Genomic DNA, 20,425 nt, shown 5'->3' on the forward strand with positions numbered 1-20,425 from the left:
CCGAACGGACTATGCGTAGACCGCAGATCACCCAACGGAGTGAGCTGGCGACATCAGCGACTTTCGCCGGTATATCGGGGCACTTCTCCCATGTCGCGATGGTCACCGAGTGACACAGGTGGCAATACGGACACGTCTCATCACTCACAAGAGTGAAGGCGTAGGTGATGCTGAAACGCATCGCAGTGACTGGCGTGAAACAGCGTAGGCGAACACACGGGCGTCTGTCCGCCGAATGAGAACGTAGGCTTCCCTTCATGGCTATGAAGCGTTCGGGCGAGGGCCCCAGCAGGGCCCAGCAGGCCGCCAGGTTCCTCGGTGTCAGCGTGCTCTCCGGAGCGGTTCTTGCGGGCCTGGTCCTGCCTGCCGTCGGCGCCTTCGGCCTCGCGGCGAAGGGTTCGGTGGAGGGGTTCGACGAGATCCCCGCCAGCCTCAAGACCCCTCCGCTCAGTCAGCGCACCACCATCCTCGACGCCCAGGGCGGCGAGATCGCGAAGGTGTACTCCCGCGACCGCACGGTCGTCCCGCTGAACGACATCTCGCCTTACATGCAGAAGGCGATCGTCGCCATCGAGGACGCGCGCTTCTACGAGCACGGCGCGGTCGACCTCAAGGGCGTCCTCCGCGCGCTCAACAAGAACGCGCAGACCGGCGGCGTCTCCGAAGGCGCCTCGACCCTCACTCAGCAGTACGTCAAGAACATCTTCATCGAGGAGGCCGGCGACGACCCCGACAAGGTCGCCGTCGCCACCCAGCAGACCCTCGGCCGCAAGGTCAAGGAGCTGAAGTACGCCATCCAGGTCGAGAAGGAGCTCGGCAAGAAGCGGATCCTCAACAACTACCTGAACATCACCTTCTTCGGGCAGCAGTCCTACGGCGTGGAGGCCGCCTCCCAGCGCTACTTCAGCAAGCCCGCCAAGGATCTCTCCCTGGACGAGGCCGCCCTGCTGGCCGGCATCGTGCAGTCGCCGAGCCGCTACGACCCGGTCAACGCCCCCAAGGAGGCGACCAAGCGGCGCAACACGGTCCTCCAGCGGATGGCCGAGCTCAAGGACATCACCCCGGCCGAGGCCGCCGCCGCACAGGCCAAGCCGCTGCAGCTGAAGGTCACCCGCCCCAAGAGCGGCTGCATCACCGCCGTCGACGGCGCCGGCTTCTTCTGCGACTACGTCCGCGAGACCTTCCTCCAGGACCCCGCCTTCGGCAAGACGAAGGAGGAGCGCGCCAAGCGCTGGAACGAGGGCGGCCTGACGATCCGTACGACGCTGGACCCGCAGACCCAGAAGTCCGTGCAGAAGTCGATCAGCGATCACGTCTATCAGAACGACTCGGTGGCCACCGCGGTATCGATCGTCGAGCCCGGCACCGGCAAGGTGCTCGGCATGGGGCAGTCCCGGCCGTACGGCTTCGGGGAGAACCAGACGCAGATCAACCTCTCCGCGGACCACGCGCAGGGCGGGTCGAACTACGGCTTCCAGACCGGCTCCACCTTCAAGCCGATCCTCGCGGCGGCCGCCCTGGAGGAGGGCATCTCGCCGAACAAGGTCTACTCCGCGCCGTACCAGATGCCCTACCCCGATTCCGTCGAGACCTGTGACGGCACCTGGCGCAACAGCGAGGGCGCGATGGTCAACAACGAGAACCGGAGCGAGGTCGGCCCGTACGGCATGCGGGAGGCGACCGCGAAGTCGGTGAACACCTACTTCATCCAGATGATCGGTGACACCGGCACCTGTCCGGTGACCAAGATGGCGTCGAAGCTGGGCCTGAAGCCCGCCTCCGGCAAGAAGATGGACCAGGTGCCGTCGATCGCGCTGGGCACCCAGGGCATGTCCCCGCTGAAGATGGCCGCCGCCTACGCAGCCTTCGCCAACGGCGGCACGTACTGCACCCCGGTCCTGATCAACTCGGCCACCGACCCGAACGGCAAGAGCATCAACGTCCCCAGGACGCAGTGCTCGCGCGCCATGTCCGAGGAGACCGCCAACACCGTCAACACCCTCCTCAAGGGCGTGGTCGAGGACGGCACCGGCAAGCAGGCCGGCCTGGACGGGCGCGACAGCGCGGGCAAGACCGGTACGACGGACAGCCGCCACGCCGCCTGGTTCGTCGGCTACACCCCGAACATGGCGGGTGCCGTGTGGGTCGGCGGTCCCGGCAAGGACGTCGAGATGGAGAACATCACCATCGGCGGCGTCTACCACGACAAGGTCTACGGCGGTGACACCCCGGGTCCCATCTGGCGCGACGCCATGACCGGCGCCCTGGACGGCAAGCCCGCGCCGACGTTCGACTCGGTGGGCACCATCAGTGACGCCGGTCCCCAGGGCAACGACAACGGCGGCAACGGCACCACCGGTGCGAACGCCGATGCCACCAAGGGCCACGGGCGGGGCAAGCACACCCCTCCGGGCGGCAGGGGCCACTGAGCCTCCGCGCATAGCGCACAGGGGCGCCCGGACCGTCATGGTCCGGGCGCCCCTGTGCGCTATGCGCGGGTGGTGGCCTACCGGCTCAGCCCGCAAGCAGGCGCTTCACCTCGGCCGCCACACGGCCGCCTTCGGCACGGCCGGCCACCTTCGGGTTCACGATCTTCATGACGGCGCCCATGGCGCGCGGGCCCTCCGCGCCGCCGGCCTTGGCCTCCGCCACGGCCTCCGAGACGATCGCGGCCAGCTCCTCGTCGGACAGCTGCTGGGGCAGGTACTCCGTGAGCACCTCGCCCTCCGCGCGCTCACGCTCCGCGGAGTCGGCGCGGCCACCCTTGTCGAACGCGTCGGCGGCCTCGCGGCGCTTCTTCGCCTCGCGCGCGATCACCTTCCGCACCTCGTCGTCGGAGAGCTCACGGGCGACCTTGCCCGCGGTCTCCTCGTAGGCGATCGCGGAAAGGGTGAGGCGAAGCGTGGAGGAGCGCAGTTCGTCACGCGCCTTGATGGCGTTCGTGAGGTCGTCGTGAAGCCTGGACTTGAGCGTGGTCATGCCGCAATCTTCGCACCCGGCCACGGCGGGCGCCCCGCATTAACGGCCGGTGCGGCGGCGAGGTGGCGATCCGGAGGCCGGTGCGGGAGTTGATGCGGGAGCGGTACGGAGGCGGTACGGGACCGGTGGGGGAGCCGGTGCGGGAGCAACTCCCGTACGAGCCCGGGTGATCGGCCTCGTGGAGTTATCCACAGGGGTGGACCGGGCCGACCACAACGGGCCCGCGTCTGCGACCATGGACGGCATGCGCGCTCGTTATGGAGTACCCCTGGGAATCACCGCCGTCGGCGCGGCAGGCCTCGCCTACGCCGCCGGCATCGAGGTCCGTTCCTTCCGGCTGCGACGGGTCACCGTGCCCGTGCTGCCGCCGGGGATGCGGCCACTGCGGGTGCTCCAGGTCTCCGACATCCACATGGTCGGCGGACAGCGCAAGAAACAGCGCTGGCTCCAGTCGCTGGCCGGCCTCCGCCCCGACTTCGTGATCAACACCGGTGACAACCTCTCCGACCCGGAGGGCGTCCCGGAGACGCTCGACGCGCTCGGCCCGCTGATGGAGTTCCCGGGCGCCTACGTCTTCGGGTCGAACGACTACTACGGCCCGAAGCTCCGCAACCCCGCCCGCTATCTGCTGGAGAAGGCCAGCGGCCGCCATGGGCTGAACGGCAACGCCCCGGCCGTCGGCGCGATCCACAACCCCTGGGAGCAGCTGCGCGACGGCTTCGACTCCGCGGGCTGGGTCAATCTCACCAACACCCGCGGCAGCCTCAAGATCGACGGCTATGACATCGCGCTCACCGGCCTCGACGACCCGCACATCAAGCGCGACCGCTACGCGGAGGTGACCGGCGGCCCCCGCGAGGACGCCGACTTCTCCCTGGCCGTCGTCCACGCCCCCTATCTGCGGGTGCTCGACGCCTTCACCGCCGACGGTTACCCCCTGATCCTCGCCGGACACACCCACGGCGGCCAGCTCTGCATCCCCTTCTACGGCGCGCTGGTCACCAACTGCGACATCGACACCCAGCGGGTCAAGGGCCTCTCCACCCACCGGGCCGGCGGCCAGAACTCCTACCTCCACGTCTCGGCGGGCTGCGGCACCAACCGCTACACCCCCGTCCGCTTCGCCTGTCCCCCGGAGGTCACTCTCCTCACCCTCACCCCCCGCGACGACCGCGACTGATCCAGGAGGGTTTCCGGCCGCCGCCCGTACCGTGGAGGGATGATCGACCCGACTTCCTCCACCACCCGGCTCGGGCGGCCCGGCGCCGCGGGCGTCCCCGCCTCGGCGGTCGTCCCCACCGGCCGCCGCCCCTTCGCGGCGGCCTTCCGCGCGCTCGTGGCCCTCGCCGCGTTCACCGGCATCGTGCTGGACATGATCGACTCGGACGACCTGGGCCGGCTGTTCAGCTACTTCACCGTGCAGTCCAACCTCCTGGTGGCCGTCACCTTCGCCTGGTCCGCCCACCGCGCCTGGAACGCGCGCCCGCCCCTCTCCCCACGGATCACGGGCGGCGCGCTGCTGTACATAGCGATCACCGGCCTCGTCTTCCACTTCGTGCTGTCGAACGACTCCAGCGGCTTCTCCATGACCAGCGAGCGCACGCCCCTCGAATCGGTCGCCAACCAGCTCCTCCACACCGTGACCCCGCTCGCGGCCGCCTTCGACTGGCTCGTCCTCACCGCCCCCGGCGGCTTCCTCCTGCGCCACGCCTGGCAGTGGCTGGCCTACCCCTTCCTCTACTTCCCCTTCGCCCTGGCCCGCGGCGCCCTCCTCGACCCCGGCACGGAGGGCCGCTACCCGTACCCCTTCCTGGACGTCGACCTCCACGGCTACGCGGGCGTGCTCGGCAACGCGGTCGTCTTCGGCCTGGCCTTCTACGTCCTGGCCCTCGCCCTGGTCCTCCTCGACCGCATACGCCCCCACCTGCGCGCTCCCCGGAATCGGATTTCGCCTCTGGGCTCCGGTCCGCTAAAGTAGAGCTCGTTGCGCCGGGGACCTGCAAAAACGGGTTCTGGAGCAGCGATCGGGGTGTAGCGCAGCTTGGCAGCGCGCTTCGTTCGGGACGAAGAGGTCGTGGGTTCAAATCCCGCCACCCCGACAGAGTAAGACCAGGTCAGGGGCCTGATCCGCTTAGCGGATCAGGCCCCTGAGTGGTTTCCGGCGTCTTCTGGGAGAAATCTGGGAGCCGTCTTCGCGATCCGGCTCCCAGAGGGGACAGAGACCTCTCCAGGCTCCCCGCAGCCAGAAGTGGCGGTTCCGGCGGGCGCGTCGCTTACCGAGGGCGTCGCTTGCCGAGGGCGTTGGTGAGCGCCCGGCACGGGCACCTGCGGCCTCGACGCGGTGTGACGCAGATCGCCGAGGGGCCGAGGTCCAGTGTCGATCAGCGGTAAGGCGGCGGGGCAGGAGGGTGATCGGGCCAGGGAACCGTGCCGGGCTCTCGCCCCCGCTGATGTGTACCGATTCTGGTCGCGACCGGTTCTTGTGCTGGTTCCGGGAGTGGCTTCGAAGGGAAGCCTCCGCGTGCCGGCCGGACATCGCGTCGAGGACGCAGGGAGCCTCCTCCCCCGGCCCTCGTCAGCCGACCTCGCCGGCACGTTGGTGCAGGACTTCGATGTCATGGGCCTCCTGCATCGTTCACTCGCCGAGCACTGCGTGAACCTGCTGGGTGTGGCAGCGGCCGGAGTCCTGCTCGCCACGCCCGGCGGCCAGTTGGTGCGTGCCGCAGCCCCGGACGAGCGCATCCGCCGCCTGGAACTGGCCGGCGCCTCCACCGGCGGCGCCCTGCAACAGCGGGCGGTGAGACGACAGATGACGGTGCCCGCGCGACCGCGGTTCGCCCTGGACAGCCGCGTCATCATCGAGCGAGCCAAGGGCGGCCTCGCGAGCCGTCGCGGCACAGGCACCGAGGACACCCTCGCCCTCAGGCGTCACCGAGGTTGCGCGCCATGCCTTGCAGGGCACGGCGGATGCCTCACTCCTGCCGCGGCGCCATCGGTCAGACGTCACCCCGCGCTCGGCCGTCGTCCAGCCTGCCTGGCCCCGTAAGGGACAGCTCCACTGACCCCTCCCGTGGGTGACCGACCACCTCCGCCCCTCAGCGCGCACAGGCCCAGCATGGCACCGCAAGGCGTGTTGAGGGCCTTGCCCGCACGAGACGACTTCCGTGCCAGGGCAGGCGATTTCAGGCTCGTAGCAGAGGCGCCCATGTCTCGACCACACAGCACCCCCGGCCGGGGACCACCGGGAAAGGGATGAACGGATCCCCCAGGGTGCCATCCGCACGTAAGGGTGTCTTCTGTCGGCATCGCTCGACGGACCCACCAGGCCGGATCGACGCGAGCGGGAGACGAGACCGAGCGCGCGTCCGGTGGCCCGGGGCACCGCGCCACCGTTCCTCCAGAGCCGTCCAGCGGCCCGCCCCCACGAGGGCGGCGCGAGAGCTCAAGAGACCCCCCTGCCCCCTCGTGCCCGGCCACCCGCCGAGCCTTCCGCGACCACCCCGCCGGACGCAGGGTCCGATAGGCTCGTTATGTGACGGCAGACCGATCTTCCTCGGACCACTACGCCATCGTCGCTGTCGCGTCGTCCGCCGGTGGCATCCAGGCGCTGACCGCGCTGCTGGGGAGCCTGGGCCCGGTTCTCCCGGTGCCCCTGCTGCTGGTCCAGCATCTCGACCCGCGGCACCGCACCGTGATCGCCGATGTTCTCTCCCGCCGCACCGAGCTCCCGGTCAAGCTCGCCGAGGACGGGGAGCACGCACAGGCCGGAACCGTCTACATCGCCCCTCCCGACCGGCATCTCCTCATCGGCCACGACGGCGTCATGACGCTGACCAGCACCGAGCTCGTCCACTTCGTGCGCCCCTCGGCCGACCTGCTCTTCGAGTCGGTCGCCGGGGCCTATGGGGCGCAGGCGATCGCCTGTGTGCTCACCGGCACCGGAAGTGACGGCTCGATGGGAGTGGACGCCGTGAAGTCGCGTGGCGGCACCGTGATCGCCCAGGACCCCCTGACCGCCGAGTTCAAGGGGATGCCGCAGGCCGCTGTGGCCACCGGAGCGGTCGACTTCGTGCTACCCCTTGCGGAGATCCCCGCGGTCATCCGGGGGCTTGTCGAGAACAAGGGCCAGTGATGAGCGAGCCACACGACGCCGCGACCGACGAAGACGCGCTCGAGGAACTGCTCGCCTTCATCAGGGACGCCCGGGGTTTCGACTTCACCGGGTACAAGCGCTCGACCCTGGGCCGGCGCATTCATAAACGCATGACCGACGTGGGCCTGCGCACCTACCCGGACTACCGGGATCTGCTGGAAACCAGCGCGGACGAATTCGACTCCCTCTTCAACACGATCCTGATCAATGTCACCTCCGTCTTCCGTGACCCGGACGCCTGGACCCTCCTCCAGCGCGAGGTGGTCCCCGAACTGCTCGCGGACCTCCCACCCGACCAGGAGATCAGGGTGTGGAGCGCGGGCTGTTCCAGCGGCGAGGAGGCATATTCGCTGGCCATCATGTTCGCGGAGGCGCTCGGTGTCGAGGAGTGCCTGCGCCGGGTCAAGATCTACGCTACGGACATCGACGAGGAAGCGCTTCGCGAGGCCCGCTCGGGTCTGTACCCGGTGAAGGTCCTGGAGCCCCTCCCGGTGGAGCTGCGCGAGAAGTATTTCGAGCAGAACGGCGCGCAGTTCAGCTTCCGCCCGGACCTGCGGCGCCGAGTGATCTTCGGACGTCACGACATCACCCGGGACGCCCCGATCTCGCGCCTCGATCTCCTGATCTGCCGCAACACGCTGATGTATTTCAACGTCGAGGCGCAGACCCAGATCATCGACCGCTTCCACTTCGCCCTGCGTCCCAACGCCTATCTTTTCCTGGGTAAGGCCGAGATGCTGCTGAACGACGCGGACCGGTTCGAAGTGATCAGCATGCGGCAGCGGATCTTCCGACGCCGCGCGGGCGACGCCGGGCTGCCCTACCACCCGGCACCCTTGAAGATCAGAGCCAATTCGGGCGTCGAACTGCACTCGGTGGCCCGCACCCGCCAGCTACGCGATCTGGTGCTCGACGCGAGCCCCGTCCCCGCGATCGCCATCGACGACGACGGGGTCGTCGTGGTGATCAACGGCCAGGCCAGGTCCCAGTTCTCCCTGACGGCCACCGATATCGGCCGCCCGTTCCAAGACCTCGAAATCTCCTACCGGCCTGTCGAACTGCGCTCCCTGATCGACCAGTCCATGCACGAGCGCCGGGCCCTGCGGGTCAACCGGGTCGAGCGCAGAACGGGTGAGGACGTGCAGTACTACGACATCCTCATTCAACCGTTGGCCGGGCCGAACGGCCTGCACATCGCCACCATGATCTCGTTCACCGACGTGACCGTGGCCACCCAGCTCAAGTCCGAGGTCAAGCGGGTGCGCGAAGATCTGGAAACAGCATACGAGGAACTCCAGTCCACGAACGAGGAGCTGGAGACGACAAATGAGGAACTCCAGTCCAGCATCGAGGAACTGGAGACGACGAATGAGGAACTCCAGTCCACGAACGAGGAATTGGAGACCACGAACGAGGAACTCCAGTCCGGAAACGAGGAACTGGACACCATGAACGACGAGATGCGCATCCGTACGGAGGAGCTGGACGAGGCCCGCGCCTTCTTGGAAGCCGTCCTGACCAGCATCGCGGCGGGGGTGGTGGTGCTGGACAGCGAGCTGAAGGTGAAGAGCTGGAACCGGGGCGCCGTGGACATGTGGGGGCTGCGGTCGGACGAGGTGATGGACGAGCAGTTCTTCAGGCTGGACTTCGGGCTGCCGACCGACGTGCTGAAACCCGTCGTCAACGAATGCCTGACCTCCCGCAAGCGCTCCGGACCGGTCGGCGTGCGGGCCCTGAGCCGCATCGGCCGGCCGATCACCTGCGATGTGTTCTGCTCGCCGTTCGACGGCCACAACGGAGGCGTCGTCCTGATGATGGAAGAGAGCCGGAACGACGGTTCCGACTGACCCGCCGCGGCGTACGCTACGAGCATGGACCCGAAGCGGCGCGAGGAGGCCATCGGCTTGGCCGGAGCCGCACGTCGTCGCGCGGCTCTGGCACGGGAGCGGGCCGAGCGGGCCGACGCGACCGCTGAACGCCACGAACTGCTGGCCGCGCAGCCCGGGCAGGAGTTCCACGCGGCCATCGCGGTGACGCACCGCAGATCGGCCGCGTGTCATCGCTCCTCGGCGCGGCTCCAAGAGGCGTTCGCCCTGCGCACGATGGAGTGGGCCGGGGGAAGCGGAGCGCGGCCCCGGTTCATGGCCAGTGTCGCGGAAGCGTACGGGACGAGCAGCGCCGCGCTCACCCTGGTCGATTCCGGCCGGAACCAGCTCGCGGTCGCGGTGTCGGACGAGCGGTCGGACACCGCGATGGACTTGGAGTTCGTGCTCGGCGAGGGGCCGGCCAGGGACGCGGTGTCCGACCGCTGCCTGATCCTCGAATCGGCACCGGTCATCGAGGCGCGCTGGCCCACCTACGGTCCGGCCATCACTGCCCGGGGGATCACCTCGGTGGCCGCCGTTCCGCTGGACACGGAGACCAGCTGCATCGGAGCGCTGACGGTCTTCTGCCCGCGTCCCGGTCTCACCGCCCCTGAGCACCTCACCGAGATCGCCGGTGCCCTCACCTGCATCGTGCTTCTCGGCCCCGAGCCCGATCCCGAGCTCTACGGCGGAACCGACCACAGGGACACCATGCAACAGGCGGTGGGCGTCCTGTCCGCACGGACCGGTCACCGGGTCGGCGACGCACTCGCTCTCATCAAGGCAAGAGCTTTCACCGATGGCGTGCCCACCGAGGTGATCGCCCGCCGGATCCTGCGCGCGGACCCGGAACTCACCTGGGAATAGAGAGGTGTCATGACACCGCAACAGCGCCTGGCCGAGGCATTCATAGCGTTGTCCGGCGGCACGACGGAGGGCGCGCTGGACATTCCCGTCACCCTCTCGGTCCTCGCGGACCGCACCCCTTCCCTGCTCGGAGCCCGTGCCGCGGCAGTGGTGTTCGCCGCCGAGCGGGACGAAGTGCTACAGGTGACGGGTTCCAGCCTCGAGGTGTACCGGCTGGAGTACGACGCGGCCGGCTGGCGCGAAGGCCCCGGTCACGACTGCCATCACCGTGACGCTCCGCCTGGCGGCCGGACGGCCCTCGACGGCCGTCCCGCCAGGCAGCGATGGCCGCACTACGCCCCGCGGGCACTGGAACTGGGATACACGAGCGTGGCGGCCCTGCCGCTGCGCGACCAGACCCGGACCAGCGGCGCGCTCGTCCTCCTGTCGGACCGGCAGAGCCCCTTGTTCCCCGCCGCGCTGGCACTCGCCCAGACGATGGCGGACTTCACCGCCGTCATCCTGCGCCGGGCACAGGAGGCCCACCGCAGCCAGACGCTGATCAGCGACTTGGAGCGCGCCCTGGCCACGCGCGTCATCGTCGAACAGGCCAAGGGCATCATCTCGACATGTCGCTCGCTGCCCATGGACGACGCCTTCGCGCTTCTGCGTAAGCACGCGCGCACCCATCAGCGACGGGTGCACGACGTGGCACGCGACATCGTCGAAGGGCGCGGCACCCCCGAACTGACCGGCCCCCCGCCGAAGCTCCCCCCACGGCAGAGCGGGTGCGCCTGCGAGCAGGAGGGCACCGAACGCACGCACCGGTGACTCAGGCACCTGGCAAGGCGGGCACAGAGCGCGGCTTCCCGCTGTCCGATGAGGCTGGGCGGCCATCGCCGACGCATGCCGACCGTGACATGCGCGCGCCGCGCTGAGACCGAGCCGTCGACGGGGCCCATGCGTTCGTCCATGAGGATCTTCTCGCTACCGACGTCCTCCATCGCCGAAAGTCCCTACCGCCCTGAGCCGGGATGCCCGGCGTCTCCGCGCAGCATTCCCGCCAGTCCCCCGCACAACCCCGGTGGCACGTCCGCACGCGCCCACCCCACGTTCGCCCGGACCTCCTCCGCACTGCGCATCCCCACCAGCACCGAGGTGACCGCCGGGTGTCGCGCGGTCCAGGCCAGGGCTGCCGCGGGGAGAGGGACCCCGTGGGCGGCGCAGAGACCGGCCAGGCCGTCGGCGCGGGCCCGGACCCACGGTGGCGCCGGGGCGTAGTCGTAGTGGGGGGTTCCGGTGGGGTCGGCCAGGATCCCGCTGTTGTAGACGCCCGCCGCCACCACCGCCACGCCGCGGCGTTCGCACAGGGGGAGGAGTTCGCGTCGCGCGCTGTCGTCCAGGAGGGTGCAGCGGCCCGCGCACAGGACGACGTCCAGGTCGGTCTCGGTGACGAAGCGGGACAGCATCGCCGTCTGGTTCATGCCGACGCCTATCGCGCCGACGACGCGGTCGTCACGGAGGCGCGCGAGTGTGGGGTACGCCTCGGTGACCGCTTGTTGCCAGTGTTCGTCCGGGTCGTGGATGTAGAGGACGTCGACGCGGTCGAGGCCGAGGCGGCGCAGGCTTTCGTCGACGCTGCGGAGCACGCCGTCGCGGCTGTAGTCGCGCACTCTGAGGCGGTCCGGGGCGCCGGTGAACTCCCTGCCGTCCGCTCCGGTGCCTTCCGTGAGCAGGCGGCCGACTTTCGTCGAGACGGTGAACTCGCCGCGGGACAGGCCGGACAGGGCCAGACCGAGTCGTTGTTCGGAGAGCCCGGCGCCGTAGTGCGGAGCGGTGTCGAAGTAGCGGAGGCCCGCGTCCCAGGCGGCGCGTACGGCGCGTACCGCCTGGTCCTCCGACACCGGCCGGAAGAGGCCGCCGAGTGCCGCCCCGCCGAAGCCCAGCCGGGTGACCGGGACGCCGGAGCGGCCGAGGACGGCGCGTGCGGTGGGGCCACCGGGGATGGCGGTGCTCATGCGTGCCTCCAGTGCCGTTCGATCTCTTCCAGGGAGCGGCCGGCCGTCTCGGGCACCCGCCGCACGACGTACCACGCGCCCGCCGCCGAGAGTGCGGCGAAGAGCAGGAAGACGGAACTGCCCATGGCGTCGAGGGTGTCCGGGAAGGCCAGGGAGAAGAGGAAGTTGCCGAGGTACTGCGCGAAGGTCACCACGCCCATGCCGATCGCCCGGGCGCGCAGGGGCAGTGCCTCGGGGCAGTACAGCCAGAAGACCGGGCCCAGGCCGAAGCCGAAGGCGAAGGTGTAGAGGAAGACGCACGCGACGGCGAGCGCGGTGGCGTCGGGGAAGAGTGCGAGCGCGACCATGGGTGGCGCCTGTGCGGCCAGGGAGAGCGTCAACAGCCTCACGCGGCCGGCCCGTTCGATGAAGGGCAGCGAGAGCGCGGTCGACAGGACGAGCGCGGCGCCGACGCCGTAGTTCGCCAGGGTGCCCGCCTCGGCCTCGCCGCCCCCGGCGGCGTGGCGGAAGATGACCGGCGCGTAGTACACCACCGCGTTGATCCCGGTGAAGACCTGGAAGAAGGTCAGCGTCAGGATGACGCGGAGGGCCGGGCGGTAGGTGGTGAGCAACTCGCGCGGGCCCGCGTGCTGCTCGGCGAGGCTGTCGCGGATCTCGGCCACTTCGGCGTCGGCGGCGCGGCCGCTGGGGCGCAGTCGGCGCAGCACGCGCCGGGCCTCGGCCTCGCGGCCGTGTGTCATCAGCCAGCGCGGCCCGGCGGGGCTCGCGACCATGCCGGCCAGGAAGACGACGGCGGGCAGCGCCCCGAGCCCCAGCATCCACCGCCAGGCGCCGGCCGCGGAGAGGGCGTCGTCGACGGAGTAGGCGAGCAGGATGCCGATGTTGACGGCGAGTTGGTACAGGGCGGTGATCCGGCCGCGCAGCTGTTTCGGCGCGAGCTCGCTGAGGTGGATGAGGCCGAACATGTTCGCCAGGCCGACGGCGAAGCCGAGTACGAACCGCGAGGCCATGAGCACGGCGGCGTCCGGTGCGACGCCGCAGCCGGCCGAGCCGGCGACGAAGATGCCGCCGGCCACGATCAGCAGTTGCCGTCTGTCCCAGCGCCGCGCGGCCAGTGCGCCGCCGACGATGGCCGGCAGCGCGCCGAGCAGGATCAGGCTGGTGACCAGGCCCTGCTCGGTGGAGCTCAGGCCGAAGCGCTCGGTCAGGGGGTCCAGGGCGCCGGAGATCGCCCCGGAGTCGTAGCCGTAGAGCACGCCGGACAGTCCCCCGAGCGCGGCCACCAGGTGCACCCGCTTCGGCACCGTGTCGCCCCGCCCGGCTTCCCGGGCCGCCGCTCCCGGGCCGAGCCTGATCTGTGCCACGGGACCCTCCTCGGTCTCATGGGGACGCGTCCACGGGGCCATTGGGGCAGATCCGGCGTGGATTTCCCAGACTGCCTCGGTTTCCAGCAGGCGATCAGCCACCCGGCCGGACGGGCCACCGGTCAGGTACGTACCACCGGTCACCCGGCGGACTACTGCGAAGGAACTACTCACCTCCCACCCCAGGGTGAGGCCCCCGGTGCCGCCCGCGCGAAAGGATTCGAACGTAAGTCGCCGCGGGTCCGGCAAGGGAAATCGCCGGGGCCGAAAAGGAAGGACGAAGGTCGTTGGCTGTGGACAGCGGGAGAACGGAAAGGGTGGTGGATTCCATGAACGTCGAGAAAAACGGGGGACGTTCAGGGGATTCGCCCGCCGGTGCCGTTGTGGTGATCCGCGAGCTGTCCAAGGAGTACGACGGTAAGAGAGCGGTCAGCGACGTCACCCTGGAAATCCGCCGGGGCGAGATATTCGGCTTGCTGGGACCGAACGGTGCCGGCAAGACGACGACGCTGGAATGCCTGACGGGACTTCGCCGCCCGACGTCCGGATCGGTCGAGGTGCTCGGCCACGATCCGGCGAAGGGGACGGAGGAACTGCGCCGGATGGTCGCGGTGCAGCCGCAGGAAGCCAATCTCTTCCCGCAGTTGACCGTGCGGGAGACCGTCGAACTCTGGGCCTCTTTCTATCCTTCCCCCGACGACATCGACGGTGTGCTTGAGCGCGTCGGCCTGACGGAATCAGCCTTCCGCCGGGTCAAGGCGCTGTCCGGGGGACAAGCACGCCGGCTCCTGCTCGCCGTCGCGGTCGTCGGCCGTCCCGACGTCCTCGTGCTGGACGAGCCGGCGGCGGGTCTCGACCCGCAGGCCAAGGAGCTGTTGTGGGCGGTGGTGCGGCAGCACCGGCGGAACGGGGGGACGGTGCTGCTCACCACCCACGACATGAACGAGGCCACGGAGCTGTGCGACCGCGTGGCCGTGCTCGTGGACGGCCGGGTGGCCGCGTGCGACACGCCGGCGCGGCTCGTCTCGGAGCTGACGACCACGAGCGCGGTCACCTTCACCACCGACTCCGGGACCGACCTCGGCGAGATCCGCGCCGTACCCGGTGTGACCTCGGTGGAGACGCGTCCCGAGGGGGCCGGGAAGGTGGCCGTCCGGGTCCGTACGACCGAGAGCGACGAGACCTTGCGGCGCATCGCCGCGGAGCCGAAATGGGCGGCGTCGGAGCTGGCGATCACCCGGGGCGGCATGGACGAGGTGTTCCGCACCCTCGCCACGAAGACCACGCGGACCGAGGAGCCGGGCGAATGATTCCCACACTCACTCCCGCCTTCACGCAATTGGTCAGGGCCAACAGCCGGGAGCTCTTCCGGGACGGCAAGACCATCTTCTTCGTCCTGCTCTTCCCGCTGCTTTTCGTCGCCATGTTCATCGGTATCGGCCTGCTCAACACGGGCGGCTCGTACAAGATGGCCGTGACGCCCGCGAGGAATCAGCAGGAGATCGTCCGTGAACTGTCGCACTCCAGCGGGTTCAAGGCCGAGCCGTGGCACAGGAAGAGCCTTCCGGAGAACGGCGATCTGGCCGGTTACGACGCGATCGTCCATCCGTCGGCCACGGCGGGTGACCGCGCGCTGGTGGTCGTCGACTCCGCGAAGTTCGGTGCGCTGAAGGGCATCCGTTCGGCGCTCGGGCACAGCGGGATCTCCGCCTCGAAGGTGGATTTCCGGACCCCGGACGGCGGAAAGCCCTTCGACCCGATCAGGATTTCCCTGCCCACCGCGCTGCTGATGGCGCTGATGTCCATGGCCTTCTTCGGCACGGCGACCCCGCTGATCGCGCTGCGGGCCCGCGGCACCCTGCGCCTGCTGGGCACGACCCCGCTGCGCAGGCGGACCTTCGTGCTGGCCCAGGCGCCGGTGCGGCTGGCCCTGGTCGCGGTGCAGCTGGTGGTGCTGGGGGCGATCGCGGTCGGGCTCGGGTTCCTGCCCGCGGTGGACGCCGCGCGCGTGCTCGGCACGGGGTTTCTCGGCGCCGTGATGCTCTTCGCCTTCGGGTATCTGGTCGCCGCCCGCATGCGCAACGCCGAGGTGGCGAACGGGCTGCTGGCCGTGCTGATGCCGCTGGTCCTGTTCGCCAGCGGGCTGTTCCTGCCGCTGGACCTCCTGCCCTCGGTGGTGCGGGACGTCTCCAAGGCACTGCCCACCACCTATCTGGTGGACGCGCTGACGCATGACTTGACCGGTGCCCCTTCCACGTACGGCCTCACCCTCGACTGGCTGGTCCTGCTGGCCGGGGCGGTGCTCTTCGGCGGGCTCGCCGCCCGCCTCTTCAGCTGGGACCAGGGAGAAGAACGATGACCACATCCTCGCTACAGTCCGGCCTGGGCCGGCTCACCGATCTGGACGCCCTGGTGGGGCCCTACGGTCTGGTCAGCCGCACGCAGCGGCTACCCAACCACCCGGGTGACGCCCGCTTCCCGATCTTCACCGCCTCGCTCGGCGACATCGCGCACGTGTCGGAGAACGTCGCCGTCTCCGTACGGGGACAGGGCGCGCGCGGTGACATGGACGGCGCGGGCGGCGCGCCGGACCCCGAGCGGGCCGCCCGGCTGAGCGTGGCCGAGGCCCTGGAGCGCTACTCCACCTGCGTCGAGCAGCCCGAGTGGACCATCTGGGCCACCGCCGAGGAACTGGGCGAAGAGGCGCTGGACCTGCGGAAGTTCCCCCGCTGCTCGCCGACGGAGCTCGCGCACCCCAAGGCGCTGACCGTCGACATCGACACCCGGGCGCCGATGCGCTGGGTGCGGGGCTGGTCGCTCACCCGGCGCGAGCCGAAGTGGGTGCCCGCGGTCCAGACGTGGATGCACATCTCACCGCTCTCCGCCGGCGAGCGCGCCTGGAACCCCATCTCCACCGGGTGCGCCACGCACACGGACCTCGGCCAGGCGCTCGTCAACGCGCTGTGCGAGGTGGTGGAGCGGGACTCCATCGCGCTCACCTGGTACCAGAAACTCGCCCTGCCGCGCATTGAGTTCGACCAGGTGCCGGACGCGCTGGCGCCGTTCCTGGAGAAGTCGCGCAAGAGCCTGGTGGAGACGGTCTTCTTCGACGCCACCACCGACCTGGGCATCCCGACGATCTACTCGATCGACCTGTCCCCGGACAACGAGGTGCTGGGGCAGATGGTGATGTGCAACACCAGCCTCGACCCGGCCGACTCGGTCGCGAAGATCGTCCGCGAGTCCGCGTCGTCCCGCATCGCCATGCAGGCGCGGCGGGAGATGCCGGAGTCCGTCGACGACTTCCAGCACGTCTTCCACGGCGCGTCCTACATGGGCCGGCCGGACCGGCGGTCCGACTTCGACTTCCTGCTGGACAGCCCCGCGCGCCGGGCGTTCAGCGAGATGCCTGCCATGACCACCGGGGAGAGCGGGCGCGACCTCGCGCTGCTCGTCGATCTGCTCGACCGCGCGGGCTACGAGGCCGTCGCCGTGGAGTGCACCACGGACGAGGCGCGCGACGTGGGCTTCCGTGTGGTGCGGGTGGTCGTACCGGAGCTGATGCCGCTCTCCTTCACCCACCGGGCCCGCTATCTGGCCCACCCGCGGCTCTACGACGCGCCGCGCCGGATGGGCCACCCGGTGCGCCAGGAGGCGGAGATCAACCCGCTGCCGCAGCCGTTCGCCTGAGCCCGGGCGCCAAGACCTGACACGTTTCGGAGAAATGGACTTCCATGACCAAGGTGCATGTGCTCGCAGTCGGTGACTTCGGTGTCGCCGTCGCGGAGCGGCTCCGCCGGGAACACGACGGCGTCGTGGTCACCACGGACCGGGACGGCCATCTGCGGTACCCCGCCGGCTGGCCGCGGGCGGACGTCCGCGTCCTGGTCTCCTGGCGCGAGGTCCCGCACCTGGCGGACGTCCTCGACGCCCGGTCGGCCGACTGGCGGACGCCGTGGTTCCCCATCGTGGCCGAGCACCCGCGGCTGCGGATCGGCCCGCTGGTCGTACCGGGCGCCGGTGCCTGCTACCGCTGCTTCGGCAAGCGCCGCAAGCAGCACGAGCGGGACAGCGCGATCACCTCGGCCCTGCACGCGCACTACGACGCCACGCCCGCGGCCGGGCCGGAGGGCTTCCTCCCGCAGCACGTGGCGCTGGCCGCGGGCTCCGCGCGCGATCTGCTGCACCGCCTGGAGGACGACGGCGGACAGCGGGACGCGGGGACCGTACGCCACTGGCACCTGCTGGAACAGCTCATCACCAGCGCGCGGGTCGTCGGCGTCCACGGCTGTGACCGCTGCCGGACCCGCGCGGGGGCGGGCCCGGACGGTTCCAGCTGGCAGGACCTGGCCGACGACCTGGCCCCGTGGCTACCCGCCACGAAGCCGTCCGCGCCGGGCACGTCCACCCCGGTGGCCGCGCCCTCGATCCCCGCCCGTCAGTGAGGTAAAGGCCATGGCCGACAGCAAACTCATCTCAGCCCAGGACATGCGCCGCGCCGTCGCGACGGATCCGCAGTTCACCGCGCCGGTCCGGCCGGCGCTCTGCCGGGGTCTGGTGCTGCTCCCCATCGAGGGCGGGCTGCTCGTCGAGGGCTCCCCCACCCGTCAGATCCTGCGTGGCACGGCCACCCGGGATCTCATCCCCAAGCTGCTGCCCCTCCTGGACGGCACCCGCGGCCAGGAGGAGATCGCCGAGGCCGCCGGGGTGCCGGTGGAGCACGTGGCCCAGGTGGTCGCGCTGCTGTACACCTGCGGGCTGCTGGAGGAGGGCGACCCCTCCGGCACGCACCCTGCCGACGACGCCGAGGCCGGGAGCGGCGCGGCGCACGCCGCCCGCTACTGGTCGCGCAGCCTCGACTCCACGCGCGTCAACCGCAACACCGCCGAGGTGCTGGACCGGCTGCGTGAGACACGCGTGACGGTCGTCGGTGACACCGAGTTCGGCACGCGGGTGGCCGAACTGCTCCTCTCCGCGGGCATGGCGCGGGCGGCGCGGGCCGACCTCTCGTCGTTCCCCTCCGCCGACCGGCCCGACCTGGTGATCGCGCTCACCGAGGACTCGTCGGCGAACCTGCACGGCGTCGCCGAGTGGTGCGCGGAGCACGATGTTCCGCTGATCCCGGCCCGGTTGACCGACGGCATGCTCGACGTGGGCCCCTACGTCGACACGAAGTTCACCGTCTCGTTCGCGGACGCGGAGCGGCAGCGGGTCACGGCACCGGCGCCCGCCGAGCGGTCGTATCTGCCCGACCCGGCGGTCCGGCGCGCCCTGGCCGCCTCCCTCGTCGCCAACCAGGTGACCACGGTCGTCGGCAGGGTGGGCTCCGCGCCGGTGCTGCGCGGGCTGCTCCGGGCCGACCTGGTCGAGTGGACCCAGACCGTCCATGTCGTCGCCCAGGTGCCGGACGTCACGGACGCGCGATCGACGCTGACCGAGGCGGGCGTGCCGCTCGCCCTGGCCTTCGAGGCGTCGGTCGGCTTCCCGCCGCGCAAGCTGCTCAACCCGCGCGACCACCAGGCCCATTACAAGCCGGGCAACATCGCGCTCCAGCACGACAGCAAGCGCTGGCCGAGCGCGCGGACGCTGGAGCTGCCCCGCGAAGGCGCCTTCCCGTACACGCCGTTGGGCATGGACGCGCCGGAACCGGCGGCGGCCGTCGACCTCGCCCGGCTCTCGTCGGTGCTGCTGCGGGGTGCCGGGCTGCGCGACGAGGCCGAGCCGACCCGCCAGGTGCAGCGGTGGAACCCCACCGGTGGCAACCTCGGCTCGGTGCAACTGCACGTCGTCGCCAACGGCGTGGCCGGGCTCGAGGACGGCACCTGGGGCTATCTGACGCACTCCCACGGCCTGGCCCGGCTCTCGGGTGCCACGGACGCGGGAACGGGGCACACGGGGCAGCCTGTGGCCGTCGTGCTCACCGGGGCGCTGGCGCGGGTCGCCTCGAAGTATTCGGGGTTCGCCTGGCGCGTCGTCCACCTCGACGCGGGCGTGGCCATCGCGCAGATGAGCCACGTGGCCCGCTCCCTGGGCCTCGACGCGCGGCCCCTCGACCGCTGGGACGACCTCCACCTGGCCGGCCTGCTCGACCTCGACCTCGACGCCGAACCCGTCACCGGTGTCCTGCTGCTGCGGCCCTCCGCCGCGAAGGAGTCCTGATCATGGAGACGACGCGCGTCGGCGAACCGAACGACCGCCGGATCGACCTGCTGCCCGACCACGGCGACGTGCTCAGGGAGCTCCAGTCCCGCAGCCGTCTGACCGCCGAGGACCTGCTGGAGGCCGCCCCGGCCGCCGACCCCGCGCTGCGGGAGCCGCTGGCCCCGGCCGACGCGGCCGAGGCGCACGGCATCAGCGCCGTGAGCGCCCCGCCGGCCCTGGTGGCCCTGGAGACCGCGCTGCGCCGCCGCAAGTCCGTACGGGCCTACGACGGCGAGCCGGTGCCGGTCGAGCTGCTCGCCTCTGTCGTACGGCAGGCGGCCGACTTCGACCGGTCGGCCTGGCCGGACCACGAGGGCGGTGCGGGGCTGGAGTTCCTCGTCGCGGCCCGCTCGGTGGCCGGCCTGCCGCAGGGGCTGTACCTCCACTCCGCCGACCGGGGCGACTTCACCCCGCTCGCCGAACTGCCGGACGGATCGGCGGCCGCCGATCTCGTCCTCCAGCTCGAATACGCGGACGCGCCCGCCATCGTGATCGTGTGCGGGCCGCTGGCGGCGTCGCTCGACCGGCACGGCGAGCACGGGCACCGGCTGCTGCTGACGCGGGCCGGCGCGGCTGCCCAGACGGCTTGGCTGGCGGCTCTGTCGCATGGTCTCTCCGGCAGCATCTTCGCCGGGTTCCTGGCGGCGGCGCTCAAGCCGTTGGTCGCGGTGGACGGTTATCGGAACGTGCAGTTGCTGGCGTTTTCGCTGGGGTACGAGGCCCGCTGACGCGGGGGCGGATCTCAAGCGCGGCCCGGTCGGTACCCGCGGCGCTTTGTTGCCCTCTCCCGCCCCTCCGCGGCTGCCTCTGATGTGCGGCTCCGCCGCGCGGGGTGCGTGGACGCCCGCATCAAGCTCGACCTCCGGCACCACGTGCGGCTCCGCCGCGCGGGGGCGCGTGCCCCCGGCCCCCGGTTGCGGGTCGGTCGGCGCCTGCGGCGGGCTTCTTCCCCCACCCCGCCCCTTCCCGAAATTGGGGGCAAGCCCCCAGGCCCCCTCG

The 20,425-nt window shown here is 70.7% G+C and carries 17 protein-coding genes and 1 tRNA gene; 15 read left to right on the forward strand and 3 right to left on the reverse strand.

All coding sequences use genetic code 11. The annotated features are described in order from the left end of the window. The first annotated feature begins 257 nt into the window (after positions 1 to 257). Positions 258 to 2,429, forward strand: a complete 2,172-nt coding sequence (locus tag ACH427_RS18500) for a transglycosylase domain-containing protein (protein ID WP_398870553.1) — start codon at positions 258 to 260, stop codon at positions 2,427 to 2,429. A gap of 85 nt (positions 2,430 to 2,514) precedes the next feature. Here the strand turns inward: ACH427_RS18500 and ACH427_RS18505 are convergent, their stop codons facing one another. Further along, positions 2,515 to 2,979 carry a GatB/YqeY domain-containing protein gene (locus tag ACH427_RS18505; protein WP_398870554.1) on the reverse strand — a complete coding sequence of 155 codons (465 nt, stop codon included), beginning with the start codon at positions 2,977 to 2,979 and terminating at the stop codon, positions 2,515 to 2,517. Between the two features lie 244 nt (positions 2,980 to 3,223). On the opposite strand from ACH427_RS18505, the gene ACH427_RS18510 reads away from it, so the two are divergent. The 8 genes from ACH427_RS18510 (at position 3,224) to ACH427_RS18545 (ending at position 10,674) form a co-directional block, all read left to right on the forward strand. Continuing rightward, on the forward strand, positions 3,224 to 4,159 hold the full coding sequence (locus ACH427_RS18510; RefSeq protein WP_398870555.1) for a metallophosphoesterase: 936 nt from the start codon (positions 3,224 to 3,226) through the stop codon (positions 4,157 to 4,159). A 39-nt stretch (positions 4,160 to 4,198) separates the two neighbouring features. Beyond that, entirely contained in the window at positions 4,199 to 4,957 is a 759-nt protein-coding gene (locus tag ACH427_RS18515) for a Pr6Pr family membrane protein (RefSeq protein WP_398870556.1), read from the forward strand. A 47-nt stretch (positions 4,958 to 5,004) separates the two neighbouring features. Next, positions 5,005 to 5,078: transfer RNA gene (locus tag ACH427_RS18520), tRNA-Pro, on the forward strand. A 422-nt stretch (positions 5,079 to 5,500) separates the two neighbouring features. Further along, on the forward strand, positions 5,501 to 6,025 hold the full coding sequence (locus ACH427_RS18525) for a hypothetical protein (RefSeq protein ID WP_398870557.1): 525 nt from the start codon (positions 5,501 to 5,503) through the stop codon (positions 6,023 to 6,025). A gap of 486 nt (positions 6,026 to 6,511) precedes the next feature. Continuing rightward, on the forward strand, positions 6,512 to 7,111 hold the full coding sequence (locus ACH427_RS18530; RefSeq protein WP_398870558.1) for a chemotaxis protein CheB: 600 nt from the start codon (positions 6,512 to 6,514) through the stop codon (positions 7,109 to 7,111). Further along, positions 7,111 to 8,979, forward strand: a complete 1,869-nt coding sequence (locus tag ACH427_RS18535) for a CheR family methyltransferase (protein ID WP_398870559.1) — start codon at positions 7,111 to 7,113, stop codon at positions 8,977 to 8,979. The genes ACH427_RS18530 and ACH427_RS18535 overlap by 1 nt, the downstream gene beginning before the upstream one ends. Before the next feature lie 24 nt (positions 8,980 to 9,003). Continuing rightward, entirely contained in the window at positions 9,004 to 9,864 is an 861-nt protein-coding gene (locus ACH427_RS18540; protein ID WP_398870560.1) for a GAF domain-containing protein, read from the forward strand. A 9-nt stretch (positions 9,865 to 9,873) separates the two neighbouring features. After that, the gene (locus ACH427_RS18545) at positions 9,874 to 10,674 is read left to right on the forward strand and encodes an ANTAR domain-containing protein (RefSeq protein WP_398870561.1); all 801 of its coding nucleotides are present in this window, start codon (positions 9,874 to 9,876) and stop codon (positions 10,672 to 10,674) included. A gap of 185 nt (positions 10,675 to 10,859) precedes the next feature. Here the strand turns inward: ACH427_RS18545 and ACH427_RS18550 are convergent, their stop codons facing one another. Both ACH427_RS18550 and ACH427_RS18555 read right to left on the reverse strand, forming a co-directional pair. Further along, complete coding sequence (locus ACH427_RS18550) at positions 10,860 to 11,861, reverse strand: aldo/keto reductase (protein WP_398870562.1); 1,002 nt, start codon at positions 11,859 to 11,861, stop codon at positions 10,860 to 10,862. Then, the gene (locus ACH427_RS18555; protein ID WP_398870563.1) at positions 11,858 to 13,225 is read right to left on the reverse strand and encodes a sugar porter family MFS transporter; all 1,368 of its coding nucleotides are present in this window, start codon (positions 13,223 to 13,225) and stop codon (positions 11,858 to 11,860) included. The genes ACH427_RS18550 and ACH427_RS18555 overlap by 4 nt, the downstream gene beginning before the upstream one ends. A gap of 329 nt (positions 13,226 to 13,554) precedes the next feature. On the opposite strand from ACH427_RS18555, the gene ACH427_RS18560 reads away from it, so the two are divergent. The 6 genes from ACH427_RS18560 to ACH427_RS18585 are packed head-to-tail and all read left to right on the forward strand — an operon-like array spanning position 13,555 to position 20,154. Beyond that, positions 13,555 to 14,535: an ABC transporter ATP-binding protein gene (locus tag ACH427_RS18560; protein WP_398870564.1), complete on the forward strand. Its 981-nt coding sequence runs from the start codon at positions 13,555 to 13,557 to the stop codon at positions 14,533 to 14,535. Next, on the forward strand, positions 14,532 to 15,584 hold the full coding sequence (locus tag ACH427_RS18565) for an ABC transporter permease (RefSeq protein WP_398870565.1): 1,053 nt from the start codon (positions 14,532 to 14,534) through the stop codon (positions 15,582 to 15,584). Before ACH427_RS18560 ends, ACH427_RS18565 begins: the two co-directional genes overlap by 4 nt. Beyond that, positions 15,581 to 16,915 (forward strand): YcaO-like family protein, encoded by a 1,335-nt coding sequence (locus ACH427_RS18570; RefSeq protein WP_398870566.1) that lies wholly within the window; start codon positions 15,581 to 15,583, stop codon positions 16,913 to 16,915. The genes ACH427_RS18565 and ACH427_RS18570 overlap by 4 nt, the downstream gene beginning before the upstream one ends. Positions 16,916 to 16,959: 44 nt before the next feature. After that, positions 16,960 to 17,670 carry a TOMM precursor leader peptide-binding protein gene (locus ACH427_RS18575; protein ID WP_398870567.1) on the forward strand — a complete coding sequence of 237 codons (711 nt, stop codon included), beginning with the start codon at positions 16,960 to 16,962 and terminating at the stop codon, positions 17,668 to 17,670. Between the two features lie 10 nt (positions 17,671 to 17,680). Then, entirely contained in the window at positions 17,681 to 19,384 is a 1,704-nt protein-coding gene (locus ACH427_RS18580) for a nitroreductase family protein (protein WP_398870568.1), read from the forward strand. A 2-nt stretch (positions 19,385 to 19,386) separates the two neighbouring features. Then, on the forward strand, positions 19,387 to 20,154 hold the full coding sequence (locus tag ACH427_RS18585; protein WP_398870569.1) for a nitroreductase family protein: 768 nt from the start codon (positions 19,387 to 19,389) through the stop codon (positions 20,152 to 20,154). Positions 20,155 to 20,425: the final 271 nt, after the last annotated feature.

The organism is Streptomyces sp. NPDC020379 (assembly GCF_044387105.1).
GTDB lineage: Bacteria > Actinomycetota > Actinomycetes > Streptomycetales > Streptomycetaceae > Streptomyces.